Raw genomic sequence first — 25,373 nt, forward strand, 5'->3', positions numbered from 1 at the left:
GGTCATGCCTCCATCAATGCCGGTGCACGGCTGTGGCGGGAGCCCGGTACGGACATCAGGCAGGCTGCGGACTGGCTTTCGGAGACGCTGGCAAGCGGCGGCAAATTCTCGCTGCAGACGCTCTCGGCAAACGAACAGCGGGTATGGAACCGACAGCCTGGCGGCGGATCGATCGGGTTCGGCGGGTCGCCCGAGAGCGGCGGCTCGGAGGTTCTTTCGGAGGGGTCCATCTTGGGCATCGAGGCGAGCAGCGCCGCGGAATAGGGATGGCGGGTGTTCTCGAAGATCGCATCGCGGCTGCCGATCTCGGCCACCTTGCCGAGATACATGACCATCACCCGGTCGCACATGAAGCGCACGACGTTGAGGTCGTGGGAGATGAACAGGTAAGTCAGGCCGAAATCCCGCTTCAGATCGAGGAGCAGGTTCAGGACCTGGGCTTCCACCGACTTGTCGAGTGCCGACACAGCTTCGTCGAGGATGATGAGCCGCGGTTCGAGCGCGAGCGCCCGGGCGATGTTGACGCGCTGCCGCTGTCCGCCCGACAGTTCGTGCGGGTAGCGGCCGGCAAAGCGCGACGGCTCCAGCCCGACCCGGTGCAGCAGGTCGTGGGCCCTGGCGATCGCCCTGCCCGCAGCAATGCCATGCACGCGCGGCGCAAACGCTATGGATTCTTCAATCGTCAGCCTGGGGTTGAGGGAGGCGTAGCTGTCCTGAAAGACCATCTGGACCTGGCGGCGGTAGTCGGAAAGCGGCAGCGCGCCGCCAACCGTCTCACCGTCGAACAGGATATCGCCTCGGTCGGGCAAGATGAGCTGCATCAGCAGCCGCGCCGTGGTGGACTTGCCGCAGCCGCTCTCTCCGACGACCCCGAGCGTCTCGCCCTTGAAGATATCGAAATCCACGCCATCGACGGCGCGGACAACCTTCTTCGGCTTCATGAATCCGCTACCTTTGACCGGGAAATGCTTGATGAGGCCGCGCGCGGAGATGAGCGGCTGAGCAGGCCCGCCCCTTTCGCCGAGGGGAAGATCGTAGGCGGGTTCTTGGACGACGCTGATCATGACTTCACATCCATGGCTGAGCGCAGCCCGTCTGAGAAAAGGTTGAAGCAAATCGAGGTGATGAAGATCATCAGGCCGGGCAGGGCCGCCACGAACGGGTTGTTGTAGATCGCCGTCCGAAGCGTGTTCAGCATCAGCCCCCATTCGGCATCCGGCGGCCGCACGCCGAGGCCGAGGAAGGAGAGGCCCGAGGCGAGGATCATCGAGACGGATATCAGGCTGGTGGCAAAGACGAAGATCGGGCCGAGCACATTGCCGAGGATATGGACGCGGATGATCGTCATCGGCGGGGCGCCGGAGGCCCGCGCCGCGTCCACGTAGTCGAGCTTGCGGACCTGGGTGGTGACGCTTTCGGCGACGCGGGCGATCTGCGGGATGAAGACGACGGTCAGCGAGACGAGCGCGTTGGTGAGCCCCGAGCCGAGTGCGCCCGACAGCGCCACGGCCAGAAGGACCGACGGAAAGGCGTAGAAGACATCGACCGTGCGCATGATCAGCGTGTTGACGATGCCGCCCGCGTAACCGGCGACGATGCCGATCGTCGAGCCGATGATGAAGGCGATCGGCACCGGGATGACGCCCATGATGAGCGAAAGCCGCGCGCCATAGATCAGCCGGGAGAGCATGTCGCGGCCGAGTTCGTCCGTGCCGAAGATATAGCCTGGCGTGCCGATCGGCTTGAGGCGGCGGATGACGCTGCCCTTGGAGGGATCGTAGGGCGCGATATAGGGAGCGAAAATCGCGATCAGCACCAGGATCAGAAGAATCATGAGGGCCGTCATGGCGACCGGGTCGCGGCAGATGCGGCGCAGCACGCCGCTCCAGAAGCCGGGGGATTTGGCGATGGCGGCAGGGGAAGGGGCCGCGATGTCTGCGGTGACGACAGCCATGTGTCAGCTCCTCTGGATGCGGGGATCGATCGCGCTCTGCAGCACATCGACGACGAGGTTGAGGAAAACGAAGAACATGGCGAGCACCAGGATCGTCCCCTGCAGGATGGGCAGGTCGCGGGTGAAGATCGCGCCGTTCAGCAGGAAGCCGGTTCCCGGCCAGGAGAAAACCGTCTCGATCAAGATCGAGCCGCCGAGCAGGTAACCGAGCTGCAGTCCCATGACCGAGAGCGCGGTCGGCGCGGCGTTGCGTACCACGTGGCGCAGGATCTGCGGTGTCATCAGCCCCTTGGCGGCGAGTGCCTGGGTAAAATCCTGGGAGAGGATATCGGCGACCAGCGATCGGATGGTGCGGGCGATGATGCCCATCGGGATGACCGACATGGTGACCGCAGGCAGGATGAGGAACTGCAGATAAGCCCAGCTTAGGTTTCTGCCCGACGATCCCTCCGGTCCGCCGCCCATGGCTGGCAGCCAGCCGAGGGTGACGGAAAAGGCGATGACCAGCACCATGCCGAGCCAATAATGAGGCACGCTGACGCCGAGCATCGAAACCGCCGATGCCAGGCGATCTACCCAGCCCCCGCGGAAGACGCCGGCAAGGAAACCCAGTGAAGAACCTGCCACGAAGCCGATAACGGCGGCCGCTAGTGCAAGGATGATGGAATTGACGGATGCATCCAGGATCTCGTTCAGCACCGGCCGGCCGCTGGCGATCGAGGTACCGAGATCGCCCTGCAGCGCATGCCATGCCCAAAGGGCATATTGGACCGGAAGCGGCCGGTCGAGGCCGTAGAAGCTGCGCATCTGTGTCTGCAGCTCGGCGGAGGCATCCGAAGGCAGGATCGCGGCGAGCGGATCGCCCGGAGCGATATGGATCAGCATGAAGCATACGATGCTCACGCCGATCGTGACGGGAATGACGTGCAGAAGTCGTTTCAGGGCATAGAGCAGCATGGTGTCCTCACCGGGAGAGGTTGATCGGGCATCATGAAAGGCGGCGCGCCGATCGCCCGGCGCGCCGCCTGCTCGGGATTACTCCATGGTAATCGTCGAAAAATCCTGGAACCAGTTCTGGGCCTGGACGAAGCCCTTGACCTTGGTGGTCATGGCGCGAGGGTTGACGTCATGCGTCACCATCAGGAACAGCGCATCGTTCACGTATTTCTCGTGCACCTGCTGCATCACCTTGTCCTGCTCTACGGGATCGAAGGTATTGCGCACCTTGTCGAACAGCGCGTCCATATCCTTGTCGCAATAATAACCCCAGTTGGTGCCGGTCGGCGGGGCGAGCTTGCACTGCGACTGGCGGATCATGGCGGTGAAGGGATCCTGGATGAAATAGCTGTAGTTGACCGCGGTGGCGCCTTTGGCGCTCGGATCCTTGGCACCCGCCCGCCAGATGTTGATGACGGTGTTCCAGTCGGCGACCTCGTATTCGATATTGATGCCGACTTCGGCAAGCGTCTGCTGGATATATTCGTTCATCTGCAACGGCAGCATCTGGCCCGAGCCTGACGAGGAGATGATGACCTTGGTCTTGAGCGGTTTGTCGGGGCCATAACCCGCTTCCTTCATCAGCTTCTTGGCTTCCTCGACATTGTATTCCACCTTGAAGGTCGGCTTGCCGAACCACTGGTGGCCGGGCGGCATGTAGCCTTGTGCCGGTACGGAAAGTCCGCCGAGAAGCTCGTTGAGACCATCGCGGTCAACGGCAAGGTTTGCGGCCTTTCGGACGCGGATATCGTTCCACGGGGAACCGTCGATGCGCGACAGATGCCAGGTCCAGTTATGCGGATAGGAGTTGGTGATGATCTTGAGGCCGGCCTCCTTCAGTGATTTCACCGAATCCGGGGCGGGAGCCTCGATCCAGTCGACCTGGCCGGAGCGAAGCGCCGCGACACGGGTATTGGGTTCCGGCAACGGGATCAGGACGAGCTTGTCGAGCTTGGGAACGCGCGCCTTGTCCCAGTAGTCCTTGTTGGGTGTCAGTTCGGCCCGTTCGCGGGGCGTAAAGCCGCTTTCCATCTTCCACGGTCCGGTGCCGGACGGCTTCTGGGCAACCGTATCCCAGTTCTTGCCTTGCTTTTCCCAGTTTGCCGGCGAGGAAATCAGGATCCAGCTCAGCTGGTAGGGAAGCGTCGCATCCGGCGTGTTGGTGGTGATTTCGACCGTCAGGGGATCCACGACCTTGTAGGAAACGACCGCCGGGATGCGCGACTTGCCCTGGGCCGCCTGGCGCTTGTCGAACTGCGGAGCGTCCGCCTTCAGAAGCTTGTCGAGGTTCCAGACGACTGCATCCGCATCGAAGGCGCTGCCGTCATGGAACTTGACGCCATCGCGGAGCTTGAAGATCCATTTGGTCTTGTCGGTCGGATCGACCTGCCAGGATGTCGCAAGGCTCGGAATGAGGGCGGACGGTTTGTCGGCTTTCGAAAGATCCCACTCGATCAGAGAATTGTAGACCGTATAACCCATGAAGCGCTGGCCTTCGCCGCCCTGGTCGGTCTGGCCGGTGGTGAGCGGGATATCGGAAGCGGTCATGCCGATGCGTAGCGTTCCAGCCGCCAGCGCGGGGGTCGCGGCGGCTGCAAGGAGTGCAGCCGCGGTCGCGCCAAATACCGTCGTCAACCGCAGGTTCCGGAAAATGCCGATGCCATGCCGGCGACTTGATGATGTGTTGGTCATGCTGTTCCCTCTTTTATTGAAGTCGCTGGATTTTGACCCAGTCGTCAAAGGAGATGCAGATTTCATGCCAATTTCTGTGAAACCAGGATTTCACTTATCTCAAAAGGAATGGCGCAGGTAGATGAGCTTGATTTCGAGATACGGACGGCTCGTGCCGAATTCTGTGGCGAGAATGCGAGGCGTCTGCCGAAAAATACCGCGCCGGTAGTCATAGCGGGTCGATGTGTGGTGGGTGTCCTGAGCGGGTGCTTCAGTTGGGTCGTAGAGACAGGACGTTGCACTTCGCGGCATGGCTCCGAGATCACCGGTTGGACAGACAATTGGCGAAAACCTGGAGCCACGGCTGGCCGGGTCGAATTTATCGGTTGCTTAGAGGCGCGCGGCGCTTAAAGCATATGCCTATCAGACGCCGCGAAATTGGACCGCAAACAGACCCATGACCAACAGAGATTATTATTCGAACCTCGGCGGTTTGCCGCCGCAGACCGATCTGCTTTCCAGCAAGGCTGTTTTCACGACATCCTATGCGGTCATCCCTCGAACCGTCATGTCAGACATCGTGGCCAGCCTGCTTCCCCATTGGCAGGGAACCCGGGCATGGATCATCTCCCGCCCGATGACGGGGTTTTCGGAGACATTCTCGCAATACATCGTGGAAGTTCAGCCCGGAGGCGGAAGCGACCGGCCGGAACCCAACGCGCGCGCCGAAGCGGCGATCTTCGTCGTCGAGGGCGAGATGTCGATCGAATTTGCCGGAAACGATCATGCGCTGAGGGCAGGCTCCTTTGCATATATCCCGGCCGGATCGCCGTGGAAGCTGCGCAATCGCGGCACGGCGCCGGTCAAGTTCCACTGGGTTCGCAAGGCCTTTCAGGCGGTCGAGGGGCTGGAAGCTCCGCCGGCGGTCTTTACCCATGAAGACGAGCATCCGATTTCATGGATGCCGGACACAGGCGACCGTTGGGGAACAACCCGTTTCGTCGACACCTCCGACGTCCGCTACGACATGCATCTCAACATCGTCACCCTGGAGCCGGGCGCGACCATCCCCTTCATGGAGACCCATGTGATGGAGCATGGCCTCTACGTTCTCGAAGGTAAGGCGGTCTACAGGCTCAATCAGGATTGGGTCGAGGTCGAAGCGGGCGACTACATGTGGCTGCGCGCCTTTTGCCCGCAGGCCTGTTATGCCGGCGGCCCCGGCCGCTTTCGTTACCTGCTCTACAAGGACGTCAACCGCCACACCGAACTGTGGTAGTCGCTGCTTAGCGAGCGCCAGCGGCGTCCTTGCATCGGGACGCCGTCAGCCGAGTTCGAGAGTGGTAATCCCGAACACGCCCGGCATACGCACCGCCGGCGCCGGACCGCGATACATCCGCGCGGTCGTGAAGCCTTTCACGAAACGACGAGTCTCGAGATAGGCGGAAAATTCCGCCTGCAAGGCCGGTACGTCGACATGCATGGTTTCGTTGCCGATCTCGGCGGCACAGGCGCTCAGCAGTTTTTGCGCGTCGTCGACGGTCTGCGCAAACAACGGGCCGACCTTGTAACCGTCATGGCATTTGCGGCAGACAGCATAGCCGCAGACATTGCCGTCACGGATGATGACCTTGGCAGCCCGCGGTGGCTTCAGCCAGGCGGTAAGGAAAGTATCGCGCTCCGCAGGGAAGAAAGCTCGGTCATAACCAAGAATGGTGGGCACGAGATCGTCGGTGATCGCGATTACATCGGCATCGCGGCTTGCGGCGAGGCTGCCGCTCCAGCGAAACGTCTCGTAGAGCGGCTCGAAACTCATGCTGCGATAGTTCGTCTGCTGCTCCGGCACGCCGTCGAGGCCGATCGTCCGGCCGTCGAGATGCGCCATACCGGCATCCCAGACCATTCTGCCGAAACCTTTGCCGCGAAAATCGGGGTTGGCGATATAAAGGCCGATGAAGCCGAAATCGGCACCATAGCGGACTGCGGATATGCCGGCGGCCATTCGGCCGTCCACGAAACAGCCGATGAAACCTTGGGGATCGGCGGCCTGAAGAGCCGGTGCATCCGCAAGACCCGGATTCCAGCCTTCGATCCGCGCCCAGTCCACGAGCTGTTCGACCTCGGAAGAGGAGAGTGCGCGAATAGAGGGATGATTGTTCATGAGGCGGTGAGCTTCCCGGGCTCGAAATCTTCGAGCAGGCCTTTATAGGACTTGCGGACCGGAGAAGCATAAGCGCCACGCTTGGCCGTCGACAAGCCCAATGTCACCAGCGCCTCGGCCTGTTTCACCGCCGCCGCGACGCCGTCGATCACGGGCACGCCGAATTCGCGGCGCAATTCGGCCGTGAGATCGGCCATGCCGGCGCAGCCGAGCACGATCGCCTCCGCCTTGTCGTCCCGCAGCGCCGTCGCGATCTCGCTGCGCAGCCGGTCGCGGGCGTTGGAATTCGGGTCTTCCAGTGACAGAACCGGAATATCGGCGGCCCGCACCTTGCAGCGTCCGGCCATGCCGTAGCGATGAACCAGGTGTTCGAGCGGCAGGCGCGAGCGCTCCATGGTGGTGACGATGGTGAAGCGTTGGGCGATGAAGGCGGTGGTGGCGAGTGCCGCTTCGCAGATGCCGACCACAGGAATGTTGGCCAGTGCCCGTGCGGCGTCGAGCCCCGTGTCGTCGAAACAGGCGATGATCGCCGCATCGGCGCCGACCTTCTCGCCCTTGGCGATCTCGATCAGCAGGCCGGGCACGGCGAAGGCCTCGTCATAATAGCCCTCGATCGAGACCGGCCCCATGGAGGAGGTGACGGCAAGGATTTCGGTGCCGGCATTTGCGACGCGGGTTGCGGAATCGGCGATCGTCGCCGTCATGCTGGCGGTGGTATTCGGGTTTACGACAAGAATGCGCATTCTGTTCACGACCGCAGGCGGCGGCGATTGAGGTGGACGATCAGGCCGAGCGTGCCGGCGATGACGAGGAAGGAGAACACCGTCGTCACCGTGCCGAGCGCGTAGAGCACCGGCGTCGTAACATTGGTGGTCATGCCGTAGATTTCGAGCGGCAGCGTGTTGAACGAGCCTGACGTCATCAGCGTGCGGGCGAATTCGTCATAGGACAGCGTGAAGCCGAACAGGCCGACACCGACGAGGCTCGGCGCGATCATCGGCAGCACGACGTGGCGGAAGGTCTGCCAGGACGAAGCGCCGAGATCGCGCGCGGCTTCCTCGTAGGCCGGCGAAAAGCGGTTGAAGACGGCGAACATGATCAGCACGCCGAAGGGCAGCGTCCAGGTGAGGTGCGCGCCGAAAGCCGACGTGTACCAGGACGGCTGGAAACCAAGCTGCTGGAAGACGACGCCGATGCCGAGCGAGATGATGATCGACGGCACGACGAGGCTCGCTACGGCCAGATAGAACAGCGCAGTCGAGCCGATGAAGCGGCGGCGGAAGGCGAGGCCCGCGAGCAGCGAGACGACGACGGTGACGATCATCACCATGATGCCGAGCATCGCGGAACGGCGGAACGATCCGCCGAAATCGCCGACCGCCTGGGTCTCGAACAGGTTGGCGAACCAGCGCAGCGACACGCCGTTCAGCGGGAAGGTCAGGCCGCCGTTCGGCCCCTGGAAGGAGAGGATCAGGATCGCCGAAAGCGGGCCGTAGAGGAACAGCACGAAGATCGTAAAGAAGATGGCGAGAAGGTAGAATTCGCGGCCGCGCTTGTCGCTGTGCATCTCAGAGCTCCCCTTTTTCCTAAAGTTCTTTGCGGATGTCGACGATGCGAAGAATGCCCGCGACCATCAGGAGAACGAGGACGAGCAGCACGACCGCGTTGGCGGCGGCTGCCGGGTATTGAAGCAGCGACATCTGGTTCTTCATCATCAGCGCCACCGAAGCGCTCTGGCCGCCGGACATCACCTGAACGGTCGAAAAGTCGGCCATGACCAGGGTCACGACGAAGATGGTGCCGATCGCCATGCCGGGCTTGGCAAGCGGAATGATGACGTTGGTGAGGATCTGGGTGCTCGTGGCACCGGCGTCGCGTGCGGCTTCGACCAGCGACTTGTCGATGCGCATCAGCGTGTTGAAGATCGGCGTCACCATGAACAGCGTGTAGAGATGCACCATCGCCAGCACGACCGCGAAATCCGAATAGAGCAGCCATTCGATCGGTTCTGGGATGATCCCGGCATTGATCAGCGTCGTGTTGACGAGGCCGTTGCGCCCGAGAACCGGAATCCACGAGATCATGCGGATGATGTTGGAGGTGAGAAACGGCACCGTGCAGACGAGGAAAAGCACCATCTGCATGGCCGTGGTGCGGATGTGGAAGGCGAGGAAATAGGCAACCCAGAAACCGACGAACAGCGTGATCGCCCAAACCAGGAAGGCAAATTTCAAGGTATTCAGATAGGTCTTCCAGGTCACCCACGAACCGAGCGTCTCGGCATAGTTCATCGACAGGAAATCCGGATACATCTGGGCGAAGTCGTAGTCCCAGAAGCTGACGACTGTAATCATCAGGATCGGCAGCAGCAGGAAGGCGCCGAGGATCAGCGCCAGCGGCGTTGCCTGAAGATAGGAGATCAGCGCCGGCGACAGACGAAAGCTTCTGGGCTTTGCGCCCTCGGTCTTGGCCGTTTCCGGCTCGGATGATGCAATCGTCGCCATGTCTTGATGTCTCCCTCTGGAGGCTTCAGCGGTGCAGTGGGTTTCCCTCCCCACAAGGGGGAGGGACAGGCCGGCAGATGCCTTACGCCGCGATGAACTCGTTCCAGCGGCGGACCATGTAACGGTCCTCGTCCATCACCGAGTTCCAGCAGGCCACGTGGCCCATGCGTTCCTCGAAGGAGCCGCCGTCACGGATTGCGCCGGCCTTTTCCATGACCTTGCCGTCCGGAGCAACGATATCGCCCTTGGCAGCCTTGCCTTCGATCCAGTAGCCCCATTCGTCGGCGGACATGTGTGCCTTGGCGGTTTCCATCGCGGCCGAATAGTAGCCCTGGCGATTGAGATAGGCGCCGACCCAGCCGGACGTGTACCAGTTGAGATATTCATAAGCAGCATCGAGCTTGGCGCCCGAAAGATGGGCAGCAAGGCCGAGACCGCCGCCCCAGGAGCGATAACCTTCCTTCAGCGGCTGGTATTTGCAGGCGATGCCCTTGGAGCGGACGGCGGCGACGGCCGGCGACCACATGGACTGGATCACGACTTCGCCCGACGCCATCAGGTTGACGCTCTCGTCGAACGACTTCCAGAAAGCGCGGAACTGGCCGGCCTGCTTGGCCTTGATCAGGAAGTCGATCGTCTTGTCGATTTCCGCCTTGGTCATGTTGCCCTTGTCGGCATACTTGATGTTGCCCATGGCTTCCATGATCATCGCGGCGTCCATGATGCCGATCGAGGGGATGTTGAGGATCGAGGCCTTGCCCTTGAACTTCGGGTCCATGATATCGGCCCAGGTCGAGATCTCGCGGCCGACGAGGTCCGGGCGGATGCCGAGCGTGTCGGCGTTGTAGATGGTCGGAACCATCGTGAACCACTTGGTTTCTTCCTTGGCGAAGGTCTTGTCGCCGGGCTTGGCGACATAACCGACCGTGTGCGGCGCGGTCCCTTGAGCGATCACGCTGTCCGGCTTCAGCTTGCCGTTTTTGAACAGCGGCACGATCTTGTCGTAATACTTGAGCTTGGTCGTATCCATCGGCTGGATGACGCCGGCCGGATAGACCTTCTTGAGGATCCAGTATTCGATATCGGCAATATCGTAGGAGTTCGGCTGGGTGACGGCACGCTGGGCGGCGGCGTCGCTATCCGTCGCGGTCATTTCGAGCGTGATGCCGAGGTCGGCCTTGCACTTCTCGGCGATCGCGTTGAGGTTGGAAACGCCGGTGCCGAACTGGCGCAGCGTGATCGGGTTCTGGGCCCAGATGGTCGGGAAGCCGGTGATGGCGCCGGAGCCGGCGGCAAGACCGGCCGCGGCGGACGCCGTCTTCAGAAGCGTGCGGCGCGAAATTCCCTTGGTCGTCTTCTTGGTCTCAGTCATTGCCTTGTTCTCCTCTGGTTGAGTTTTTTGGTGGCATCAGTTCTTGAGGCGGCCGAGGACGATCGCGTCCTCGCGGCCCCAGGAAAGCGGGATCGCTTCTCCGACCTTGACCGGATTGGCGAAAAATTCGGCGTCGGTCAGGATCGCAGTGAAATCCTCGATCCCGGCACCATTGACCGAGAGTTTTACCGAGGAACCGCGATATTCGACGTTCGAGACCGAGCCGGTGAAGCCGAGGCCTTTTTCCGAAGGCTCGCCGATGCGCACATGGTCGGTGCGGATGGCGATGTCGGCCACGTCGGTCAACCCGGCGGCTCCATCGTCGGTGGCGAGGAAATCGCCGCCTGCGGGCACTGACAGCATCAGCTTGTCGCCGGAACTCTGCGTCACCCGGCCGGAGATGACGTTATGGTCACCCATGAACTTGGCGACGAAGGCGGTCGCCGGCTTTTCGAACACGATGCGCGGATGGGCGGCCTGTTCGATGCGGCCGTCGTTCATGACGACGATCAGGTCGGCGAGCGCCATCGCCTCTTCCTGGCTGTGCGTCACATGCACGAAGGTGATACCGAGCGACGTCTGCAGCTTTTTCAGCTCGGCGCGCATGCGAATCTTCAGGAACGGGTCGAGCGCCGAGAGCGGCTCGTCGAGAAGCAGCGCTTCCGGATCGGTGATCAGCGCGCGGGCAAGCGCCACGCGCTGCTGCTGGCCGCCGGAAAGCTGGGCCGGGCGGCGGGTCGCGTAGGCTTCGAGCTGCATCAGCCGCAACATGTCCATCGCCTTGGCGCGCCGTTCGTCCTTGTCGACGCCCTTCATCTTCAGGCTGAAGGCGATGTTGTCGACGAGGTCGAGATGCGGGAATAGGGCGTAGGACTGGAACATCATCGCCGTGCCGCGTTTGGCCGGCGGCAGGTCGGTGACAACCGTATTGCCGAGGCGGACGTCGCCCGAGGAAATGCTCTCGTGCCCGGCGATCATCCGGAGCGTCGAGGTCTTGCCGCAGCCGGAAGGGCCGAGCAGGCAGCAATAGGTTCCGGCGGGAATCTTCAAGCTGATCGCATGAACGGCAGTGGTTGTTCCGTAGATCTTAGAGACTGAAGCGATGTCGATTTCGGCGGCTTTGCTCATCAGGCGCTCCCTTGCGTCTGATATTGTTATGCATCAGCCATGCCAACTCGATTAAACGTCTAGAAAGGCTTGAGTTTACCTGAAAGGGTCAGCGGTCGGGTTTTGCCGGTGCGCAAAAATCAGGCGATCGTTTTCGATCCATTGGGCAAATCGTATGCAATCTGAGTATTGGATCAAAAACAAGTTGCTTGGCATCCAGTGGACACTCGGGTTACAAAGGCCGTACATTGGACCGCAGAGATGAATATCAGCGAAAAAATCAATTTTACGGATACCGCGCCAGAGGACCGCTCCCAGGAAGACCGCTCCATGGCGATTCGGGAATCCTTGCGGAATGCGATTATCGACCGACGTCTGGCGCCCGGCACGAAACTTTCCGAAAGCGAAGTCGGCTCCCTGTTCGACGTCAGCCGCACGGTCGCCCGCGCCGCCCTGCAGATGCTCGCCTTCGAAGGCTTGGTGAAGACCGAACGCAATCGCGGCGCCTTCGTCTCCAATCCGTCGCCGGAAGAAGCGCGGCAGATTTTTGCGTCCCGCCGGCTCATCGAGCCCGGCATCGTCGCGGCCGCGGTCGAGCGGATCACGCCTGAGGACATTGCGAAGTTCCGTCGTCAGCTCGACGAGGAACAGCGTTATCTGAACGAGCGCGGTCCGGCCGCCCGCCGCGCCGAGATCAAGGCGTCCGGCGATTTCCATCTGATGCTGGCATCCGTTGCCGGCAATGTCATCCTGCAGCGCTTCATGGACGAACTCGTTGCGCGTTCATCGCTGGTGATCGCACTCTATGGCCGCTCCGGCGTGTCGAGCTGCGGGCATTCGGAACATACCGCCGTTCTCGATGCCCTGGAAAAGGGCGACGGCGAGCGGGCCGCCAAGCTTATGATCCACCACATCGACCATATCGAAGCGGATCTCGATCTTCAGTTGAAGCAGGGGTCGGGTCTCAAGGACGCCCTGTCGCTCGCCTAACCGCGCAAGTGTCGCAAGGCCTCGGTATAGGCGGCCAGGTCCCGTTCCGGGTCGGCGGGCAGTGCGGCGGCGCGAATGACCCGGCCGCCACCTTCCTCGATGCCGATGTCGATCATCAGATTGTCGGCCTTGCCATGGTTCTCGATCGACAGGCCGTCCGGGCCGCGAGGTCTCCCGCTACTCTCGTCGATATCGAGCCCGGAATACCAGATCGACCGCACCCGCGTGCCATAGTCGTCGGGATGGTTGGTATAGGCCCAGACCCGTTTGCCGAGCGCGATCATGAAGCCGATTTCGTAGACGGTGCCGGGATCGGCGCTGATGCCGCGGAACGGCGTGATATTGGCGAGGCAGACATCCGCCCGCCGCATCGCGCCATCGTTGCGCTGGTAGATCGCGGCTGCCGTCAGCTGGCCTACGGGCGCCTGGTTTTCGTCGCTGCCGGGGCCGGTCGGCTCAAAACCGAAGCTGCGAGCGAGTCGGCGTTTCTCGCCCATCACGGTCTGGGCGTCGGGCAAAAATACTTCGGGGCCGGCGAGATAGATGGTCGGCATGAAAATCCTTTGATGAATCGGTCAGCGCTAGTGTTCCATAGCGCCCTGTCCGGTGCATTGCGAGCATGAATGCGCCGGCCGACCGACTTGAGTCGCCGAGAAGCTGTTCAGTTCATCTCTTTGTATCAGGTTGGGCCAAAGCGTGTTTTAAAAGTGGAGATTTGTAGACAAGAATAATCACGCGCATTAGGAATGCTCCCCGACGACGTTACCGGCAGGGGATAGATCATGGTTTCGCTCACTCGTTTCGCTTCGCGCGGCCTTCAGGCCGCCGCACTTTCCGGCCTGCTGGCGCATGGTGCGGCCGCCCAGGAGATTGTTTTCAAGGATCAGGAAAATCGCGAGGTGAAACTCGCGAAAGCCGCCGAGCGCATCGTCTCGATCGTCATTCCGATGGCCTCCACGGTAATCGCGCTTGACGGCGGGACGAAGAAGCTCGTCGGCATGAACCCGACCGCCAAGAGCGCCGTGCTCGAAGGCATCCTGAGCAAGATTTTTCCGGAAACCAAGGACATCCCGTCCGACGTGACCGCGCCGAATTTCGTGCCGAACATCGAGGCGCTGACGGCGACCAATCCCGATCTCGTCATCCAGTGGGGCGGCCGCGGCAACGATATCGTCGCGCCGATCACCAATGCCGGCCTCAACGCCATGCTGATCCTCTACGGAACCGAGCAGCTGACCCGCGACTACATGACGATGACCGCCAAGGCGATCGGCAAGCCGGAGCGCATCAAGGAACTGGTCGAGTGGCGCGACCGGGTGCAGAAGGACATCGAGGCCAAGGCCAAGGCGATCCCGGAGGGCAAGAAGCCGACCACGCTTTATATCGCCCGCGCGCTGACCGACATCGCCACGACGGGAACCAAGGGCAGCTATAACGCCTGGTACATGGAACTCGTCGGCGGCAGGAACGCCTCGGCCGAACTCAACGGCACGGTGACGATCAACAAGGAGCAGATCGCTCAGTGGGATCCGGAAATCATCTTCCTCAACGCCTTCGAAGCCAGGCTCAACATCGACTGGGTCTATAACGACCCGATCCTGTCGCTGACCAAGGCGGCCAGGAACAAGCGCGTCTACAAGATGCCGCTTGGTGGCTACCGCTGGGATCCGCCGAACCAGGAATCGCCGCTGGCCTGGATGTGGACGGCCAATATCACCCAGCCGGACGTCTTCAAATACGATCTGCGTGCCGAGATGAAGACTGCCTACAAGACCCTCTACAACTACGACATCACCGATGCCGATATCGACGGCATCCTGTGGATGAAGGATCAGAGCGGCTCGGCCAACTACGCTCAGTTCAAGGCGAAGTAGGTCATGGCGGCGCTGACTGAAGACGAGGCGGCTCCGATGGTCCGCTCGCATCTGGCCCGGCAGGCGCTGGTTTTTGCAGCGTTGCTGGCGCTGTTTGCGGTCGCCTTCGTGGTCAGCCTCTGCGTCGGCCGTTTTTCTGTCCCGGCAACCCGTGCGCTGGAGCTGATCTGGCTCGGCGTCACCGACCCGTGGCGGGAGCTCACCACGATCGACGAGCGCATCGTTCTTCTGGTCCGGGCACCGCGCGTGGTGCTCGCAGCGCTCGCCGGCGCCGGGCTCGCTCTGTCGGGTGCGGCCCTGCAGGGCGTTTTCCGCAACCCGCTGGTCTCGCCGGATATCCTCGGCATCTCGCAAGGCGCGGCCTTCGGCGGCGCGCTCGGCATCATGCTCGGCGTCTGGGGTTTCCCGCTGATCGCCATGGTCTTCATCTCCGGCATGGCGGCGGTGATCCTCGTTGGCCTGATCTCGCGCATCAACGGCCGCAGCGAAACGATCACCGTGATCCTTTCCGGCCTCGTGGTCAGCTCGATGTTCTCGGCCGTCGTCTCGCTGCTGCAATTCGTCGCCGATCCGAACACTTCGCTTCCCGCCATCGTCTACTGGCTGATGGGATCCTTCGCGACCGCGACCTGGGAGCGTACCCTGATCGCAGCGCCCGGCCTCATCATCGGCGGCGTGCTTCTCTGGATGCTGCGCTTCCGCCTCAACATCCTGTCGCTGGACGAGTCGGAGGCCCAGAGCCTCGGCGCCAGGACAAACCGCGAACGCTGGATGGTCTTCGGGCTGATCGCCGTCATCGTCGGCAGCCAGGTGGCCGTCTCCGGCATTATCGGCTGGATCGGCATCGTCATCCCGCACGCTTCCCGCCTGCTGGTCGGCCACGACCACCGCGCCCTGCTGCCGGCCTCGGTCGTGCTTGGCGCCGGTTTCATGGTGATCATCGATACGCTCGCCCGCACCGCGACTGCCGCCGAAATCCCGCTCGGCGTCATCACCGCCCTGGTCGGTGCGCCGATTTTCGCGATGCTCCTGCGCAATCACTACCGCGAAAGGAACGGCTCATGATCGGCCTCGAAGACGCCACCGTCCGTTTCGGATCGCGCATCATCATCGAAGCCTTAAGCTTCTCGGTTCCGGTCGGCCGCACGCTCGCCATCCTCGGCCCGAACGGCCGCGGCAAGACGACGACGCTGAAGGCCATGCTCGGTTTTCAGCGGCTCGATGATGGCCGCAGGGTTGCACCCGATATCGTCGGCTATGTGCCGCAGACCGGTACCAGCAACCAGCGTTACCGCGCGCTTGACGTCGTGGTCATGGGCCGCGCCGCCCATCTCGGCATCTTCGGCCAGCCGGGGCCGGAGGATTTCCGGATCGCTCATTCGGCGCTGGAACGGGCCGGTGCCGCCCGTTTCGCCGATCACTATTTCGATCGCCTGTCCGGCGGCGAACGCCAGCTCGTGCTGCTTGCCCGCGCGATTGCCACGGGCTCGCAAGTGCTGGTCCTCGACGAACCGGCGGCGGCCCTCGACCTGCACAATCAGGAACGGCTGCTGACACTGCTCAATACGCTGCGCCAGCCGCGCGACAAGGCGATCGTCTTCACCACTCACGATCCGAACCACGCGCTTTCGTCCGCCGACGATGCGCTGCTGATGATGCCGGACGGCCAGCCCCCGCTCTTCGGCCCGGTCGCCGAGACGATCACGCCGGAACATCTGGAAAGCCTCTATGGCGTGCCGATGCGCGTCGTCGAACTGGCCGGCCCGTCCGGCGAAACCCATCGGGCCGTTCTGCCCGCCTTTGCTGGAATCCGTGCCGCATGACCATCCTGATGATCCAGTCGCATTACCAGGAGCCGTTCTCGATGACCGCGCCGCTGTTCGGCGATGCCATCGCCTCCGGCCTCATGAAGGTCGTGCGCGAGATGGAGCTGACCGGCGAGGATTTCGCCACGGCGCGCGGGCTGATTACCACCACCCATCTCGATCAGGTCGGTTTCCAGCGGTTCTCAACCGATGTTACCGCGTTCCTCGACCGCGGCGGCCGCTGGATCTATCACGGCCATATCCTTCGCCCGATCTTGGCCGAACTCGGCACCTATCAGCCAATCCCCGATCCGAAGCGGGTGGATTTCGTGCAGACGCGGCTTTCCGAGCACCCGATCTTCGCCGGCATCGACCAGAAGATGCTGGAAACCAACCATGGCGTCGCCGGCTTCTACGGCCGCGGCCACAACCCTCCGCCCGAAGGAGCCGTCGTCATCAATGCACTCGGCCCGTCACAAACCCCGGTCGACTGGGTCTGGGCCCGGCCACAGGGCGGCGAGTTCCTCAGCCATGCCGGTAACGAATTCTGGGGTTGCGGCGACGATCCCGAAATCAAGAAGCAATTGGCGAGCCGCGCCGTCGCCTGGCTTGCCGGAGAGCTGAACTGATGAGCATTCTCGCGATCCATCCCGGCGCCTATTACCATATCGAGACGCTTGAGGCGCCGCGTTACGCCCACCATTTCGACATGCTCGTGCGGCCGGAAGACCTGGCCTCCGTGGACCTTGCCGAACACGCCGTCGTCTTCATTCCCTGCCGCACGCCGGCCGATCGCCTGGTGCCGCATGCCGCCCAGCTGCGCGCCTATCTCGAGCAGGGAGGCACGATCGTCGCCACCGGCGAAACCAACTGGGATGTCTTCCTGCCGGGCATAACCTTCACGCCGCAGTTGACGAACTGGTGGTGGTGGCTGACGCCCGGTGCCGATCTCGGCGTGCGCGTCGCTTCCCCCGACCATTCGCTGTTCCGCCATCTCGGCCAGGACGATCTCACCTGGCACCTGCACGGCTGGTTCGATCCGCCTGATGGTGTTGACGTGCTGGCCGTCAACGGCGAGGGAAAGCCTATTCTCTATGTGGACGAGGTAACGACGCCCGGCCGCATGATCATCACCAGCCTCGATCCGTGCTTCCATCACGGGTCACATTTCATGCCGGCGACGACTCGTTTCCTGGACGGTTTTCTGCCCTGGATGCGCGAAGAGCTGGACGGAGCAAGGACAAAATGACCGACAAGATCGACGTTCTCGAAGACGGCAAGCCACTCTCCTACACCTATGCGGACATGATGCATTTCCACGGCTTCGGCTTTCCGGGCGGTGTCGCCCATGCCTTCAAGGTGATGCAGCGGGCCATGCCGCTCTTGAGCCCCGATGGCCCGCCGGAGCGCCGCGACATCGTCATCCGCACCGCGTTCCGCGGTCCCGGCGGCCGCGACGCCTTCGAAATGGTGACGCGCGGCCTGACCGAAGGCCGCTATACGGTCGATCACGGGCTCGAAAAGCCGGAGCGCGGCAATATTCTCGAACGCTACGTCTTCGAGCTCAGCTATCGCGGTAAGACCGTGACGTTGCAGCTCAAGGAAGGCCATGTCCGCGAGGAATTCATTGCCGTCAGCCGCAAACCGGACCGGACGCCGGCCGAAGAGGAACGCCTGGTTTGGCTGAAGCAGGAAATGGCCGACCGGCTGCTGCTGGCGCCGGCCGACGCGGTCTACGAAGAGGCCTGAGCCTCCTCAGGCGATAAACAGGTTCCTGAACTGCGACGGCTGGCAGCGGAGATATTGCGGTGCCGGCTTCACCTGGGCGCCGAGTTCCGCCGCCGCATGCCAGGGCCAGCGCGGGTCGTAGAGTGCAGCGCGGGCGATTGCGACGATATCCGCATCGCCGGTCGAAACGATCGCTTCCGCCTGCGTCGGTTCGGTGATCAGGCCGACCGCCACGACCGGCATCTTTACCGCAGCCTTGACGGCGCGCGCCAAGGGCACCTGATAGTTCGGGCCGAGCGGGATTTTCTGTTCGATATGCAGCCCGCCGCTCGACACATGGATGGCGTCGCACCCCTTTTCGTCCAGCATCTGGGCAAACGCGATGGTCTGGTCGCTGTCGAGTCCGCCGTCGACCCAGTCGGTCGCCGAAACGCGCACCGTCACCGCCTTGTCGGACGGAAAAGCCTGGCGCACGGCATCGAAAACTTCGAGCGGGAAACGCGCCCGATTCTCGAGCGAGCCGCCATATTCGTCGGTACGCTGGTTGGAGAGCGGCGACAGGAACTGGTGCAGCAGGTAGCCATGCGCGGCATGAATCTGGATCGCATCGAGGCCGATCCTTGCTGCCCGCACGGCGGAAGCCGCAAACGCATCGCGCACGCGCTTCAGCCCATTCTTGTCGAGCGCGACGGGGGCCACGTATTTCGGATTGAAGGGGATCGCCGAGGCCGACTCGGTCTGCCAGCCGTTCGGATGATCCGGGGCGATCTGAGCGCCGCCGAACCAGGGCTTGTCGGTCGAGGCCTTGCGGCCGGCATGGGCGAGCTGCACCGAGATCGGCATGTCCGACCATTTGCGGATGCTGTCGAGCGTGCGGCCCATCGCCTTCTCGGTCGCGTCGTCGTAGAGCCCGACATCCGCATAGGTGATGCGGCCTTCCGGGGTCACCCCGGTCGCCTCGATCGTCAGAAGCGCTGCGCCCGAAAGCGCGAGTTGGCCGAGATGGATGAGATGCCAATCGGTCATGCAGCCGTCCTCGGCCGAATATTGGCACATGGGCGCGATGACGATGCGGTTCGAGAGTTCGAGATTGCGGACGTGGATCGGAGAAAAGAGAGCAGGCTGGGCCATGATTAAGTTCCTTTGCGCGATCGATGGCGCCGAGGCGGGAGGATCGGTAGCGCCTGAAATCGATCCCAGCGTTTTTGGCAAATCAACCGGGCCTCATCAAGTCACGCTGACGAGAGCGGCCCTACCAGACGACCGGATGCGTTTCGCCGGTGAGCACGTTGACGAATCCCTCCGGCGCCCGTTCCGACGGGGCCACCAGCACCCAGCGCCAGGGCGAGCAGGTCAGCGTCGCGAAGGACAGACGCTCCGGGAAGCCTGGCCACCAGCGTGGCGAGAAGGTCGGCTCATACATCCAGTCGATCGTTTCGCCGGCCTTGTAGAGCGCCTGCATTTCCGCATCCAGTTCTTCCGCCGAGCGCGCCGTCATCAACCCGCCGACTTCGTAATGCACGCGGGCGATCACCTTGCCGCCGGAGACCAGAACCCAGCCGCCCTGCTGTTCGGCGAGCGCATTGGCGACCATCGCCATCGTCTCGTCCGAGGAGCCGACCACCCAGATATTGTGCTTGTCATGCCCGAGCGTCGAGCCGAGCGCCGTATCCGGCGTCCGCGGCCCGGTGCCGAGCCAGAACATTTTTGACACTTTCGCCTCGCCAGAAAATCGGTCGACGATCGAGAATTTCGTGACGTTGCGGTCATGGTCGCGCTGGACGGCGCCATCCCTGACCGGCAGTTCCATGGTGATGAATTCGTCCGACCAGTGGAAGGGCCGCAGCAGCGCGGCATTTGCCGTGGCGCGATCGGCCGGCGCTTCGATGCGGAAATCGGCCGCGGTCACCCGCCGGTCGATCTTCACCGTCTTCGTCGCCCATTCCGGCCAGTCGATAATCGGGCGTGCACCGGTGAATGTCTTGCCTTCCGACACTGGCGTACCATCCGCCCAGACCTCGGCGATCGACAGCTTTTCGACGTCGTCGAGCAGCACGATATCCGCGAAACGGCCCGGCGCAATCGAGCCCACCCAGGGCGTCAGCCGCATATGCCGTGCCGGGTTGAGCGTCACGCACTGGATGGCGATTTCCGGCGCAAGCCCGTTCTCGATCGCAAGGCGCACGTTGTAGTCGGTCGCACCGATCTTCAGCGTGTCGGAGGCGCTGCGGTCGTCGGTGACGAAGGCCACCTGCGACCAGTCGGCGAGGTTCTTCTCGATGAGCCCCCGGATGACCTCCGGCAGCGAATGCGGCCGAAGTTCGATGAACAGCCCGTGCTGCAGCTTCTGCCAGATTTCCTCCAGGAACCAGCCTTCGTGATCGGAGGCAAGGCCGGCGGCGGCGAACGCATTGATCGAAGCCAGATCGCGCAGACCTGCGCCATGGCCCTCGACGACGCCGCGCTGCTCGAAGGTCGCTCCGATCATGCCCCAGAGGCGGTCATAAGACGGGTTCTCCGGGTCGGAGATCGACGGCCAGTCCATTACCTCGTCGAGGCCAGCGACCATCAGGCTTTCGCTCATGAACTGCTTCTGCTCGTCATAACCGAAATAGCCGCCGCCCCATTCATAGGCCGTCGGCGGCACGGCCGAGCCCGGCAGCGGAAAGATCTTCATCGGTGAACCGCGGCGGCGGGCTTCCAGCCAGAATTCCAGGTTGCGGGCACCGTTGACATTCGAAAATTCGTGGCTCGCCTCGCAGGTCCAGGTGACGCCATGCGGCATGACGAGAGCCGCTTCCCATTCCGGTGTCAGATGCGAGCTCTCGATATGCTTGTGCGCCTCGCCGAAACCCGGAACAGCCGAGAGATCGGGCTCGTGGCTACGTTCGGAAACCTCGCCCGCAAAACTGCCGGCCGGCCCGACATAGGCGATCCGCCGGCCCTTGATGACGATCTCCTGGTCCTCAAGCCATGTCCTGCTGTGGACGTCCAGCAGCCTGCCAACCCTCAGCAGCCGGTCCGCAGGCCGTTTGCCGAGCGCCGTCAACACCAGGTCCTGGCGGATGCGGACTTCGTCGGCCGCGTTGATCAGCAGGTCGTCGGGGAGGGGCGCGGAAACTGTCATCGGAGGAATGCCTGTCGGTTCTGATCGCCGGACCCTAAAGACGATGCCCGAACGTGTAAACCATCGCAAACCGTGCATCGGTTATTCGCCTGAGGTCCGAAATCAACCTCCGGTATGAGATGGTTCAAGCCTAAAGAAATTTGGCTCTTTAGGGGTCTATGCCTAATAATTGTGCTTGCAGCCGGACCGTTCAAAAAATAGTATCGCCCTTAATTCCCGGGGGGTGCCTCAGGGGAGCATCAACGCCGCTTTTCGCAAAAGGACACGCCTCATGAAGGCCATTCGTTTCACCCAATTGGCAACCCTTGCTCTCCTGGCGACGCTCGGCGGCACAGCAACGGCAAGCGCCCAGTCGAAGACGCTCACCATTTCCTGGTGGGGCTACAACGGCGAGAAGATGACCGCCAACATCATCGACCCGTTCAAGAAGATCTGCGGCTGCGACATCGTTTTCGAAACCGGCAACAATGCCGACCGCCTCAACAAGCTGAAGCTGCGTGACGGCAAGGGCGTCGATGTCATCTACCTGACCGACAGCTTTTCGCAGCTCGGCATCGAGCAGGGCCTGTTCCAGCCGGTCGATCCGGCGAAGATCCCGAACCTCTCCGAAATCTACGAGCTCGGCCGTGCGCCGCAGGGCAAATACGGCCCGGCCTATACGATCGGCCGCATCGGCCTCGTCTACGACTCGGCCAAGGTCAACCCGCCGATCACCTCCTGGAACGATCTGTGGCGTCCGGACCTGAAGGGCTCGGTTTCGCTTCCGGGCATCACCACCACGGCCGGCCCGATGGTCGTGGTGCAGGCCGGCAAACATGCCGGCGTCGATCCCTATACCGGCACCGACAAGGCGTTCGAAGCCGTCGAAGCCCTGAAGCCGAACGTGGTCAAGAACTACAATACCGGTTCCGAACTGGTGAACCTGATCTCGACCGGCGAAGTGCGCGTCGCGATCGGCCAGGACTTCACGCTCGCCTCCATGCAGGCTGCGGTCAAGACCATGACCTGGGCGAAACTCAAGGACGGCGACATCGCTACGCTCAATACCGTCAACATCCCGAAGGGTTCGACAAACGTCGAACTGGCTCACCAGTTCATCAACTTCATCCTGTCGAAGGACGTGCAGCAGAAGGAAGCCGAGCAGGGCGTTGATGCGCCGATCTCCACCAAGGTCCAGCTCACCCCCGACCAGGCGAAGATCTGGACCTACGGCGCCGATCAGGTTTCCAGCCTGACCCGTATCGACTACGCCAAGATGAACGCCGCCAAGACCGACTGGATCGACCGCTGGAACGAGGTTTTCGGCAAGTAATTTTTTGGTGCCGTCTGAACCGGCGGCATGGTTGAATTGAAAACGGAGCGCCGCTATCAACGCGGCGCTCCTGCCTTTGAAAGAGCCTATCGATGAACAAGCTTGCCAGATGGGGTTTGACGATGCCGGCGACGATCGCCGTCGTCCTGCTTCTGGTGATCCCCGTCCTGCTAACGATCGCCACCACGTTCGGCGAGGCGGCCGGTCCGTTTTCCACCTACACGGCCTTCTTCAAGAGCGGCTTTCGCATGGCCGTCCTCTACCGAACCCTGCAGGTGGCCCTCATCACCACGGGCATCGCGCTCGTGGTCGGCTTCATCACGGCATATGTCATCGCCCAGATGCCGGGACGCCTGAAGAGCATCATGATCGTCGCGGCGGTCTTTCCGTTGCTGACAGGCGTCGTCGTCCGCTCCTTCGCCTGGCTGATCATCCTCGGCAAGAACGGCATCATCAACAATGTCCTGATGTCGGTCGGGCTGATCGGCGAGCCCCTGTCGATGCTCTACACGCAAGGCTCGGTCATCGTCGCGATGGTCTATCTGTTCGTACCGCTGATGATCCTGACACTGGTCGGCGTGCTCGAGGGAATTCCGCGCGACCTCATCGAGGCGGCCGCCTCGCTCGGCGCCCGGCCGATCCCGACTTTCCTTCAGGTCATCCTGCCGCTTGCAGCCCCCGGCCTCATCGTCGGCGCGGTGCTGGTCTTCACCGGCAGCTTCACCTCCTATGCGACCCCCCAGCTCCTCGGTGGCGAAAAGCAGATGATGATGGGCACGTTCCTCTATCAGCGCGCCATGGTGACCTTCGATTGGGTCGGCGCTTCGACGATCGCCGCCATCATGGTGGTCATAACCATCGGCGTCGTGCTCATCATGAGCCGCATGGCACGCCGTCTCAACCCGATGGCAGTCTGATGGCGACGCGCATTCACCCCCTGCTTGGCGCTTTCGCCATTCTCGTCTTCTTCTTCCTGCTCGCGCCGCTGGTAATCATCGTCGGCTCCGCCCTCAGCGACACGACATTCCTCACCTTCCCGCCGCAGGGGCTGACGCTGCGCTGGTTCGCCAACATCTTCCAGATGGAGGCCTTCCGCCGCACGGCGATCACCAGCCTGCAGGTCGCCATCCTTGGCACCGGGTTGTCGCTGCTGGTCGGCATTCCGGCGGCCTATGCGCTCAATCGCTATAGAGTGGAACTGCCGCGCTGGCTCTCGACACTGTTCGTGCTGCCGATCCTGGTGCCGGAAATCGTCTTCGGCTTCGCACTCCTGAAGTCGATCACGATAGGTCTCGGCCTGCCGGTCTTCATCAGCCTCGTCGTCGGCCATGCGCTGCTGATCCTGCCCTATTCGGTGCGCGTCGTCGGCGCCAGCCTCGCCTCCTTCGATTTCTCGATCGAGGAAGCAGCGCGGAGCCTCGGTTGTCCGCCGCTCAAAACCTTCATGACCGTGGTGCTGCCGAATATCCGCGCCGGCGTCATCGCCGCCTTCATCCTGGCATTCATCACCTCCATCAACGACGTCTCGGTCTCGGTCTTCCTGACCGGACCCGGCATTTCGACGCTGCCGATCCAGATCCTCGCGCATATGGAGCAGTTCTTCGACCCGACCATCGCTTCCGTTTCCGTGCTTCTGATGCTGGTGACCGTCGGCGTCATGGCGATCGTCGAAGCGACACTCGGCCTCACATTCCTGACCAAGTAGGTTCCCGTGACCGTATCCCTGACCATCGAAAACCTTGTCGCCCATTACGGAACCACTCAGGTTCTGAAAGACCTGTCGATTTCCGTTGCGGCCGGCGAACTCGTGTCGCTGCTCGGCTCCAGCGGCTGCGGCAAGACGACGACGCTGCGCCTGGTGGCAGGGTTCCTTCAGCCGACCAGCGGCCGGATCAGGCTCGGCGACCGCGATCTGACGACGTTGCCGGCCCATGCCCGCGATATCGGTCTCGTGTTCCAGAACTACGCGCTTTTCCCGCACCTGACTGTTCTGGATAATGTCGCGTTCGGCCTGAAGCAGCGCGGCTTGGCTAAGACGGATCGTACCAAACGGGCGACGGCGATGCTGGAACGCGTCGGCCTTGCGCCGCTCGCCGACCGTCTGCCGGCAGCGCTCTCCGGCGGCCAGAAACAGCGCGTCGCGCTCGCCCGCGCTCTCGTTATCGAGCCGCCGCTATTGATGTTCGACGAGCCGCTCTCCAACCTCGATGCCAAGCTCAGGATCGACATGCGCGTCGAGATCCGCCAGCTCCAGCGCGCCAATGGCACCACGTCGCTCTACGTCACCCACGATCAGGAGGAAGCCTTTTCGATCTCCGATCGCGTCGCGATCATGAATGCCGGCCGCATCCTGCAGCTCGACACGCCTGAAGTGCTCTATCAGAAGCCGGCCAGCGCCTTCGTTGCCCGCTTCGTCGGGTTCGAGAACCTGATCCGCATGAAGGTCGTCGACCGCCAGTCGGCGATGGTCACCGCCGAAGCTGCAGGCGGCACGCGGCTTCACATTTCCCAGGACCTGTTCGGCCCGATCAAGGACGATTTCATCCTGGCCTGCCGCGCCGACGGGCTTGCGGTCCGCCGCGAGGGCGAAGGCATCCCGGCGGTGCTCGGGACGCGCACCTATCTCGGTCGTGCCTATCAATACAAATGCGAAACGGCTGCCGGCGAAATCACCGCCAATGGCCCGCTTTCCGACCCGCTGGATGCCGGCGCAAAGGCGGTCCTCGCGCCGCTGCCGGAGCAGTGCTGCATCCTCGATCCGGAAAACTGAGC

At 62.5% G+C, this 25,373-nt stretch carries 25 protein-coding genes; 12 read left to right on the forward strand and 13 right to left on the reverse strand.

The window, feature by feature from the left end:
* Positions 1-2: 2 nt before the first annotated feature.
* The 4 genes from LZK81_RS00480 to LZK81_RS00495 form a co-directional block, all read right to left on the reverse strand.
* Positions 3-1,064, reverse strand: a complete 1,062-nt coding sequence (locus tag LZK81_RS00480; protein WP_233954853.1) for an ABC transporter ATP-binding protein — start codon at positions 1,062-1,064, stop codon at positions 3-5.
* Positions 1,061-1,954 carry an ABC transporter permease gene (locus tag LZK81_RS00485; RefSeq protein WP_046629088.1) on the reverse strand — a complete coding sequence of 298 codons (894 nt, stop codon included), beginning with the start codon at positions 1,952-1,954 and terminating at the stop codon, positions 1,061-1,063. The genes LZK81_RS00480 and LZK81_RS00485 overlap by 4 nt, the downstream gene beginning before the upstream one ends.
* A 3-nt stretch (positions 1,955-1,957) precedes the next feature.
* Positions 1,958-2,911, reverse strand: a complete 954-nt coding sequence (locus LZK81_RS00490) for an ABC transporter permease (protein WP_046607771.1) — start codon at positions 2,909-2,911, stop codon at positions 1,958-1,960.
* A gap of 78 nt (positions 2,912-2,989) precedes the next feature.
* Positions 2,990-4,498: an ABC transporter substrate-binding protein gene (locus LZK81_RS00495; protein ID WP_233956409.1), complete on the reverse strand. Its 1,509-nt coding sequence runs from the start codon at positions 4,496-4,498 to the stop codon at positions 2,990-2,992.
* A gap of 580 nt (positions 4,499-5,078) precedes the next feature.
* Here LZK81_RS00495 and LZK81_RS00500 point away from each other — a divergent pair.
* Entirely contained in the window at positions 5,079-5,900 is an 822-nt protein-coding gene (locus LZK81_RS00500; RefSeq protein WP_037086505.1) for a bifunctional allantoicase/(S)-ureidoglycine aminohydrolase, read from the forward strand.
* 45 nt (positions 5,901-5,945) lie between these two features.
* Here the strand turns inward: LZK81_RS00500 and LZK81_RS00505 are convergent, their stop codons facing one another.
* From LZK81_RS00505 to LZK81_RS00530, 6 genes are all read right to left on the reverse strand, one after another.
* Positions 5,946-6,782 carry a GNAT family N-acetyltransferase gene (locus LZK81_RS00505; RefSeq protein ID WP_233954854.1) on the reverse strand — a complete coding sequence of 279 codons (837 nt, stop codon included), beginning with the start codon at positions 6,780-6,782 and terminating at the stop codon, positions 5,946-5,948.
* On the reverse strand, positions 6,779-7,525 hold the full coding sequence (locus tag LZK81_RS00510) for an aspartate/glutamate racemase family protein (RefSeq protein ID WP_233954855.1): 747 nt from the start codon (positions 7,523-7,525) through the stop codon (positions 6,779-6,781). The genes LZK81_RS00505 and LZK81_RS00510 overlap by 4 nt, the downstream gene beginning before the upstream one ends.
* A gap of 5 nt (positions 7,526-7,530) precedes the next feature.
* Entirely contained in the window at positions 7,531-8,349 is an 819-nt protein-coding gene (locus tag LZK81_RS00515) for an ABC transporter permease (RefSeq protein ID WP_046629103.1), read from the reverse strand.
* A 19-nt stretch (positions 8,350-8,368) separates the two neighbouring features.
* Complete coding sequence (locus LZK81_RS00520; RefSeq protein ID WP_233954856.1) at positions 8,369-9,286, reverse strand: ABC transporter permease; 918 nt, start codon at positions 9,284-9,286, stop codon at positions 8,369-8,371.
* Between the two features lie 82 nt (positions 9,287-9,368).
* Complete coding sequence (locus tag LZK81_RS00525; protein ID WP_046607776.1) at positions 9,369-10,658, reverse strand: ABC transporter substrate-binding protein; 1,290 nt, start codon at positions 10,656-10,658, stop codon at positions 9,369-9,371.
* A 36-nt stretch (positions 10,659-10,694) separates the two neighbouring features.
* Complete coding sequence (locus LZK81_RS00530) at positions 10,695-11,786, reverse strand: ABC transporter ATP-binding protein (protein WP_233954857.1); 1,092 nt, start codon at positions 11,784-11,786, stop codon at positions 10,695-10,697.
* A 240-nt stretch (positions 11,787-12,026) separates the two neighbouring features.
* On the opposite strand from LZK81_RS00530, the gene LZK81_RS00535 reads away from it, so the two are divergent.
* A complete protein-coding gene (locus tag LZK81_RS00535) occupies positions 12,027-12,755 on the forward strand; it encodes a GntR family transcriptional regulator (protein WP_046607778.1) in 729 nt (242 codons plus the stop codon).
* Here LZK81_RS00535 and LZK81_RS00540 read toward each other — a convergent pair.
* A complete protein-coding gene (locus tag LZK81_RS00540; RefSeq protein ID WP_046607779.1) occupies positions 12,752-13,309 on the reverse strand; it encodes a nucleoside 2-deoxyribosyltransferase in 558 nt (185 codons plus the stop codon). The genes LZK81_RS00535 and LZK81_RS00540 overlap by 4 nt on opposite strands.
* 228 nt (positions 13,310-13,537) lie before the next feature.
* Between LZK81_RS00540 and LZK81_RS00545 the strand changes: the two genes are divergently transcribed.
* From LZK81_RS00545 to LZK81_RS00570, 6 genes are read left to right on the forward strand one after another with little or no spacing between them, the layout of a single operon-like run.
* A complete protein-coding gene (locus LZK81_RS00545) occupies positions 13,538-14,629 on the forward strand; it encodes an ABC transporter substrate-binding protein (protein ID WP_233954859.1) in 1,092 nt (363 codons plus the stop codon).
* Positions 14,630-14,632: 3 nt separating this feature from the next.
* On the forward strand, positions 14,633-15,694 hold the full coding sequence (locus tag LZK81_RS00550) for a FecCD family ABC transporter permease (RefSeq protein WP_233954860.1): 1,062 nt from the start codon (positions 14,633-14,635) through the stop codon (positions 15,692-15,694).
* Positions 15,691-16,452 (forward strand): ABC transporter ATP-binding protein, encoded by a 762-nt coding sequence (locus LZK81_RS00555; protein WP_233954861.1) that lies wholly within the window; start codon positions 15,691-15,693, stop codon positions 16,450-16,452. Before LZK81_RS00550 ends, LZK81_RS00555 begins: the two co-directional genes overlap by 4 nt.
* Positions 16,449-17,063, forward strand: a complete 615-nt coding sequence (locus LZK81_RS00560; RefSeq protein ID WP_046607782.1) for a hypothetical protein — start codon at positions 16,449-16,451, stop codon at positions 17,061-17,063. Before LZK81_RS00555 ends, LZK81_RS00560 begins: the two co-directional genes overlap by 4 nt.
* Positions 17,063-17,683: a hypothetical protein gene (locus tag LZK81_RS00565; RefSeq protein ID WP_233954862.1), complete on the forward strand. Its 621-nt coding sequence runs from the start codon at positions 17,063-17,065 to the stop codon at positions 17,681-17,683. The genes LZK81_RS00560 and LZK81_RS00565 overlap by 1 nt, the downstream gene beginning before the upstream one ends.
* Complete coding sequence (locus tag LZK81_RS00570; RefSeq protein WP_233954863.1) at positions 17,680-18,183, forward strand: hypothetical protein; 504 nt, start codon at positions 17,680-17,682, stop codon at positions 18,181-18,183. Before LZK81_RS00565 ends, LZK81_RS00570 begins: the two co-directional genes overlap by 4 nt.
* A gap of 6 nt (positions 18,184-18,189) precedes the next feature.
* Here LZK81_RS00570 and LZK81_RS00575 read toward each other — a convergent pair whose 3' ends face one another.
* Together LZK81_RS00575 and LZK81_RS00580 are read right to left on the reverse strand one after the other, a co-directional pair.
* Complete coding sequence (locus LZK81_RS00575) at positions 18,190-19,293, reverse strand: NADH:flavin oxidoreductase/NADH oxidase (RefSeq protein ID WP_233954864.1); 1,104 nt, start codon at positions 19,291-19,293, stop codon at positions 18,190-18,192.
* 121 nt (positions 19,294-19,414) lie between these two features.
* Positions 19,415-21,289: an adenine deaminase gene (locus LZK81_RS00580; protein ID WP_233954865.1), complete on the reverse strand. Its 1,875-nt coding sequence runs from the start codon at positions 21,287-21,289 to the stop codon at positions 19,415-19,417.
* A 271-nt stretch (positions 21,290-21,560) separates the two neighbouring features.
* Between LZK81_RS00580 and LZK81_RS00585 the strand changes: the two genes are divergently transcribed.
* The 4 genes from LZK81_RS00585 (at position 21,561) to LZK81_RS00600 (ending at position 25,371) form a co-directional block, all read left to right on the forward strand.
* The gene (locus LZK81_RS00585) at positions 21,561-22,601 is read left to right on the forward strand and encodes an ABC transporter substrate-binding protein (protein WP_233954866.1); all 1,041 of its coding nucleotides are present in this window, start codon (positions 21,561-21,563) and stop codon (positions 22,599-22,601) included.
* A gap of 92 nt (positions 22,602-22,693) precedes the next feature.
* Positions 22,694-23,518 (forward strand): ABC transporter permease, encoded by an 825-nt coding sequence (locus tag LZK81_RS00590; protein WP_233954868.1) that lies wholly within the window; start codon positions 22,694-22,696, stop codon positions 23,516-23,518.
* On the forward strand, positions 23,515-24,306 hold the full coding sequence (locus LZK81_RS00595) for an ABC transporter permease (protein ID WP_233956411.1): 792 nt from the start codon (positions 23,515-23,517) through the stop codon (positions 24,304-24,306). Before LZK81_RS00590 ends, LZK81_RS00595 begins: the two co-directional genes overlap by 4 nt.
* 6 nt (positions 24,307-24,312) lie before the next feature.
* On the forward strand, positions 24,313-25,371 hold the full coding sequence (locus tag LZK81_RS00600) for an ABC transporter ATP-binding protein (protein ID WP_233954870.1): 1,059 nt from the start codon (positions 24,313-24,315) through the stop codon (positions 25,369-25,371).
* The last annotated feature ends 2 nt before the right edge of the window (positions 25,372-25,373 follow it).

Source organism: Neorhizobium galegae (assembly GCF_021391675.1).
GTDB classification, from domain to species: domain Bacteria; phylum Pseudomonadota; class Alphaproteobacteria; order Rhizobiales; family Rhizobiaceae; genus Neorhizobium; species Neorhizobium galegae_B.

Bases quoted from the DNA above. Each gene is read 5' to 3' on its own strand.
- LZK81_RS00480 (WP_233954853.1), bottom strand. From the start codon at position 1,064: ATGATCAGCGTCGTCCAAGAACCCGCCTACGATCTTCCCCTCGGCGAA.
- LZK81_RS00485 (WP_046629088.1), bottom strand. From the start codon at position 1,954: ATGGCTGTCGTCACCGCAGACATCGCGGCCCCTTCCCCTGCCGCCATC.
- LZK81_RS00490 (WP_046607771.1), bottom strand. From the start codon at position 2,911: ATGCTGCTCTATGCCCTGAAACGACTTCTGCACGTCATTCCCGTCACG.
- LZK81_RS00495 (WP_233956409.1), bottom strand. From the start codon at position 4,498: ATGACCGCTTCCGATATCCCGCTCACCACCGGCCAGACCGACCAGGGC.
- LZK81_RS00500 (WP_037086505.1), top strand. From the start codon at position 5,079: ATGACCAACAGAGATTATTATTCGAACCTCGGCGGTTTGCCGCCGCAG.
- LZK81_RS00505 (WP_233954854.1), bottom strand. From the start codon at position 6,782: ATGAACAATCATCCCTCTATTCGCGCACTCTCCTCTTCCGAGGTCGAA.
- LZK81_RS00510 (WP_233954855.1), bottom strand. From the start codon at position 7,525: ATGCGCATTCTTGTCGTAAACCCGAATACCACCGCCAGCATGACGGCG.
- LZK81_RS00515 (WP_046629103.1), bottom strand. From the start codon at position 8,349: ATGCACAGCGACAAGCGCGGCCGCGAATTCTACCTTCTCGCCATCTTC.
- LZK81_RS00520 (WP_233954856.1), bottom strand. From the start codon at position 9,286: ATGGCGACGATTGCATCATCCGAGCCGGAAACGGCCAAGACCGAGGGC.
- LZK81_RS00525 (WP_046607776.1), bottom strand. From the start codon at position 10,658: ATGACTGAGACCAAGAAGACGACCAAGGGAATTTCGCGCCGCACGCTT.
- LZK81_RS00530 (WP_233954857.1), bottom strand. From the start codon at position 11,786: ATGAGCAAAGCCGCCGAAATCGACATCGCTTCAGTCTCTAAGATCTAC.
- LZK81_RS00535 (WP_046607778.1), top strand. From the start codon at position 12,027: ATGAATATCAGCGAAAAAATCAATTTTACGGATACCGCGCCAGAGGAC.
- LZK81_RS00540 (WP_046607779.1), bottom strand. From the start codon at position 13,309: ATGCCGACCATCTATCTCGCCGGCCCCGAAGTATTTTTGCCCGACGCC.
- LZK81_RS00545 (WP_233954859.1), top strand. From the start codon at position 13,538: ATGGTTTCGCTCACTCGTTTCGCTTCGCGCGGCCTTCAGGCCGCCGCA.
- LZK81_RS00550 (WP_233954860.1), top strand. From the start codon at position 14,633: ATGGCGGCGCTGACTGAAGACGAGGCGGCTCCGATGGTCCGCTCGCAT.
- LZK81_RS00555 (WP_233954861.1), top strand. From the start codon at position 15,691: ATGATCGGCCTCGAAGACGCCACCGTCCGTTTCGGATCGCGCATCATC.
- LZK81_RS00560 (WP_046607782.1), top strand. From the start codon at position 16,449: ATGACCATCCTGATGATCCAGTCGCATTACCAGGAGCCGTTCTCGATG.
- LZK81_RS00565 (WP_233954862.1), top strand. From the start codon at position 17,063: ATGAGCATTCTCGCGATCCATCCCGGCGCCTATTACCATATCGAGACG.
- LZK81_RS00570 (WP_233954863.1), top strand. From the start codon at position 17,680: ATGACCGACAAGATCGACGTTCTCGAAGACGGCAAGCCACTCTCCTAC.
- LZK81_RS00575 (WP_233954864.1), bottom strand. From the start codon at position 19,293: ATGGCCCAGCCTGCTCTCTTTTCTCCGATCCACGTCCGCAATCTCGAA.
- LZK81_RS00580 (WP_233954865.1), bottom strand. From the start codon at position 21,289: ATGACAGTTTCCGCGCCCCTCCCCGACGACCTGCTGATCAACGCGGCC.
- LZK81_RS00585 (WP_233954866.1), top strand. From the start codon at position 21,561: ATGAAGGCCATTCGTTTCACCCAATTGGCAACCCTTGCTCTCCTGGCG.
- LZK81_RS00590 (WP_233954868.1), top strand. From the start codon at position 22,694: ATGAACAAGCTTGCCAGATGGGGTTTGACGATGCCGGCGACGATCGCC.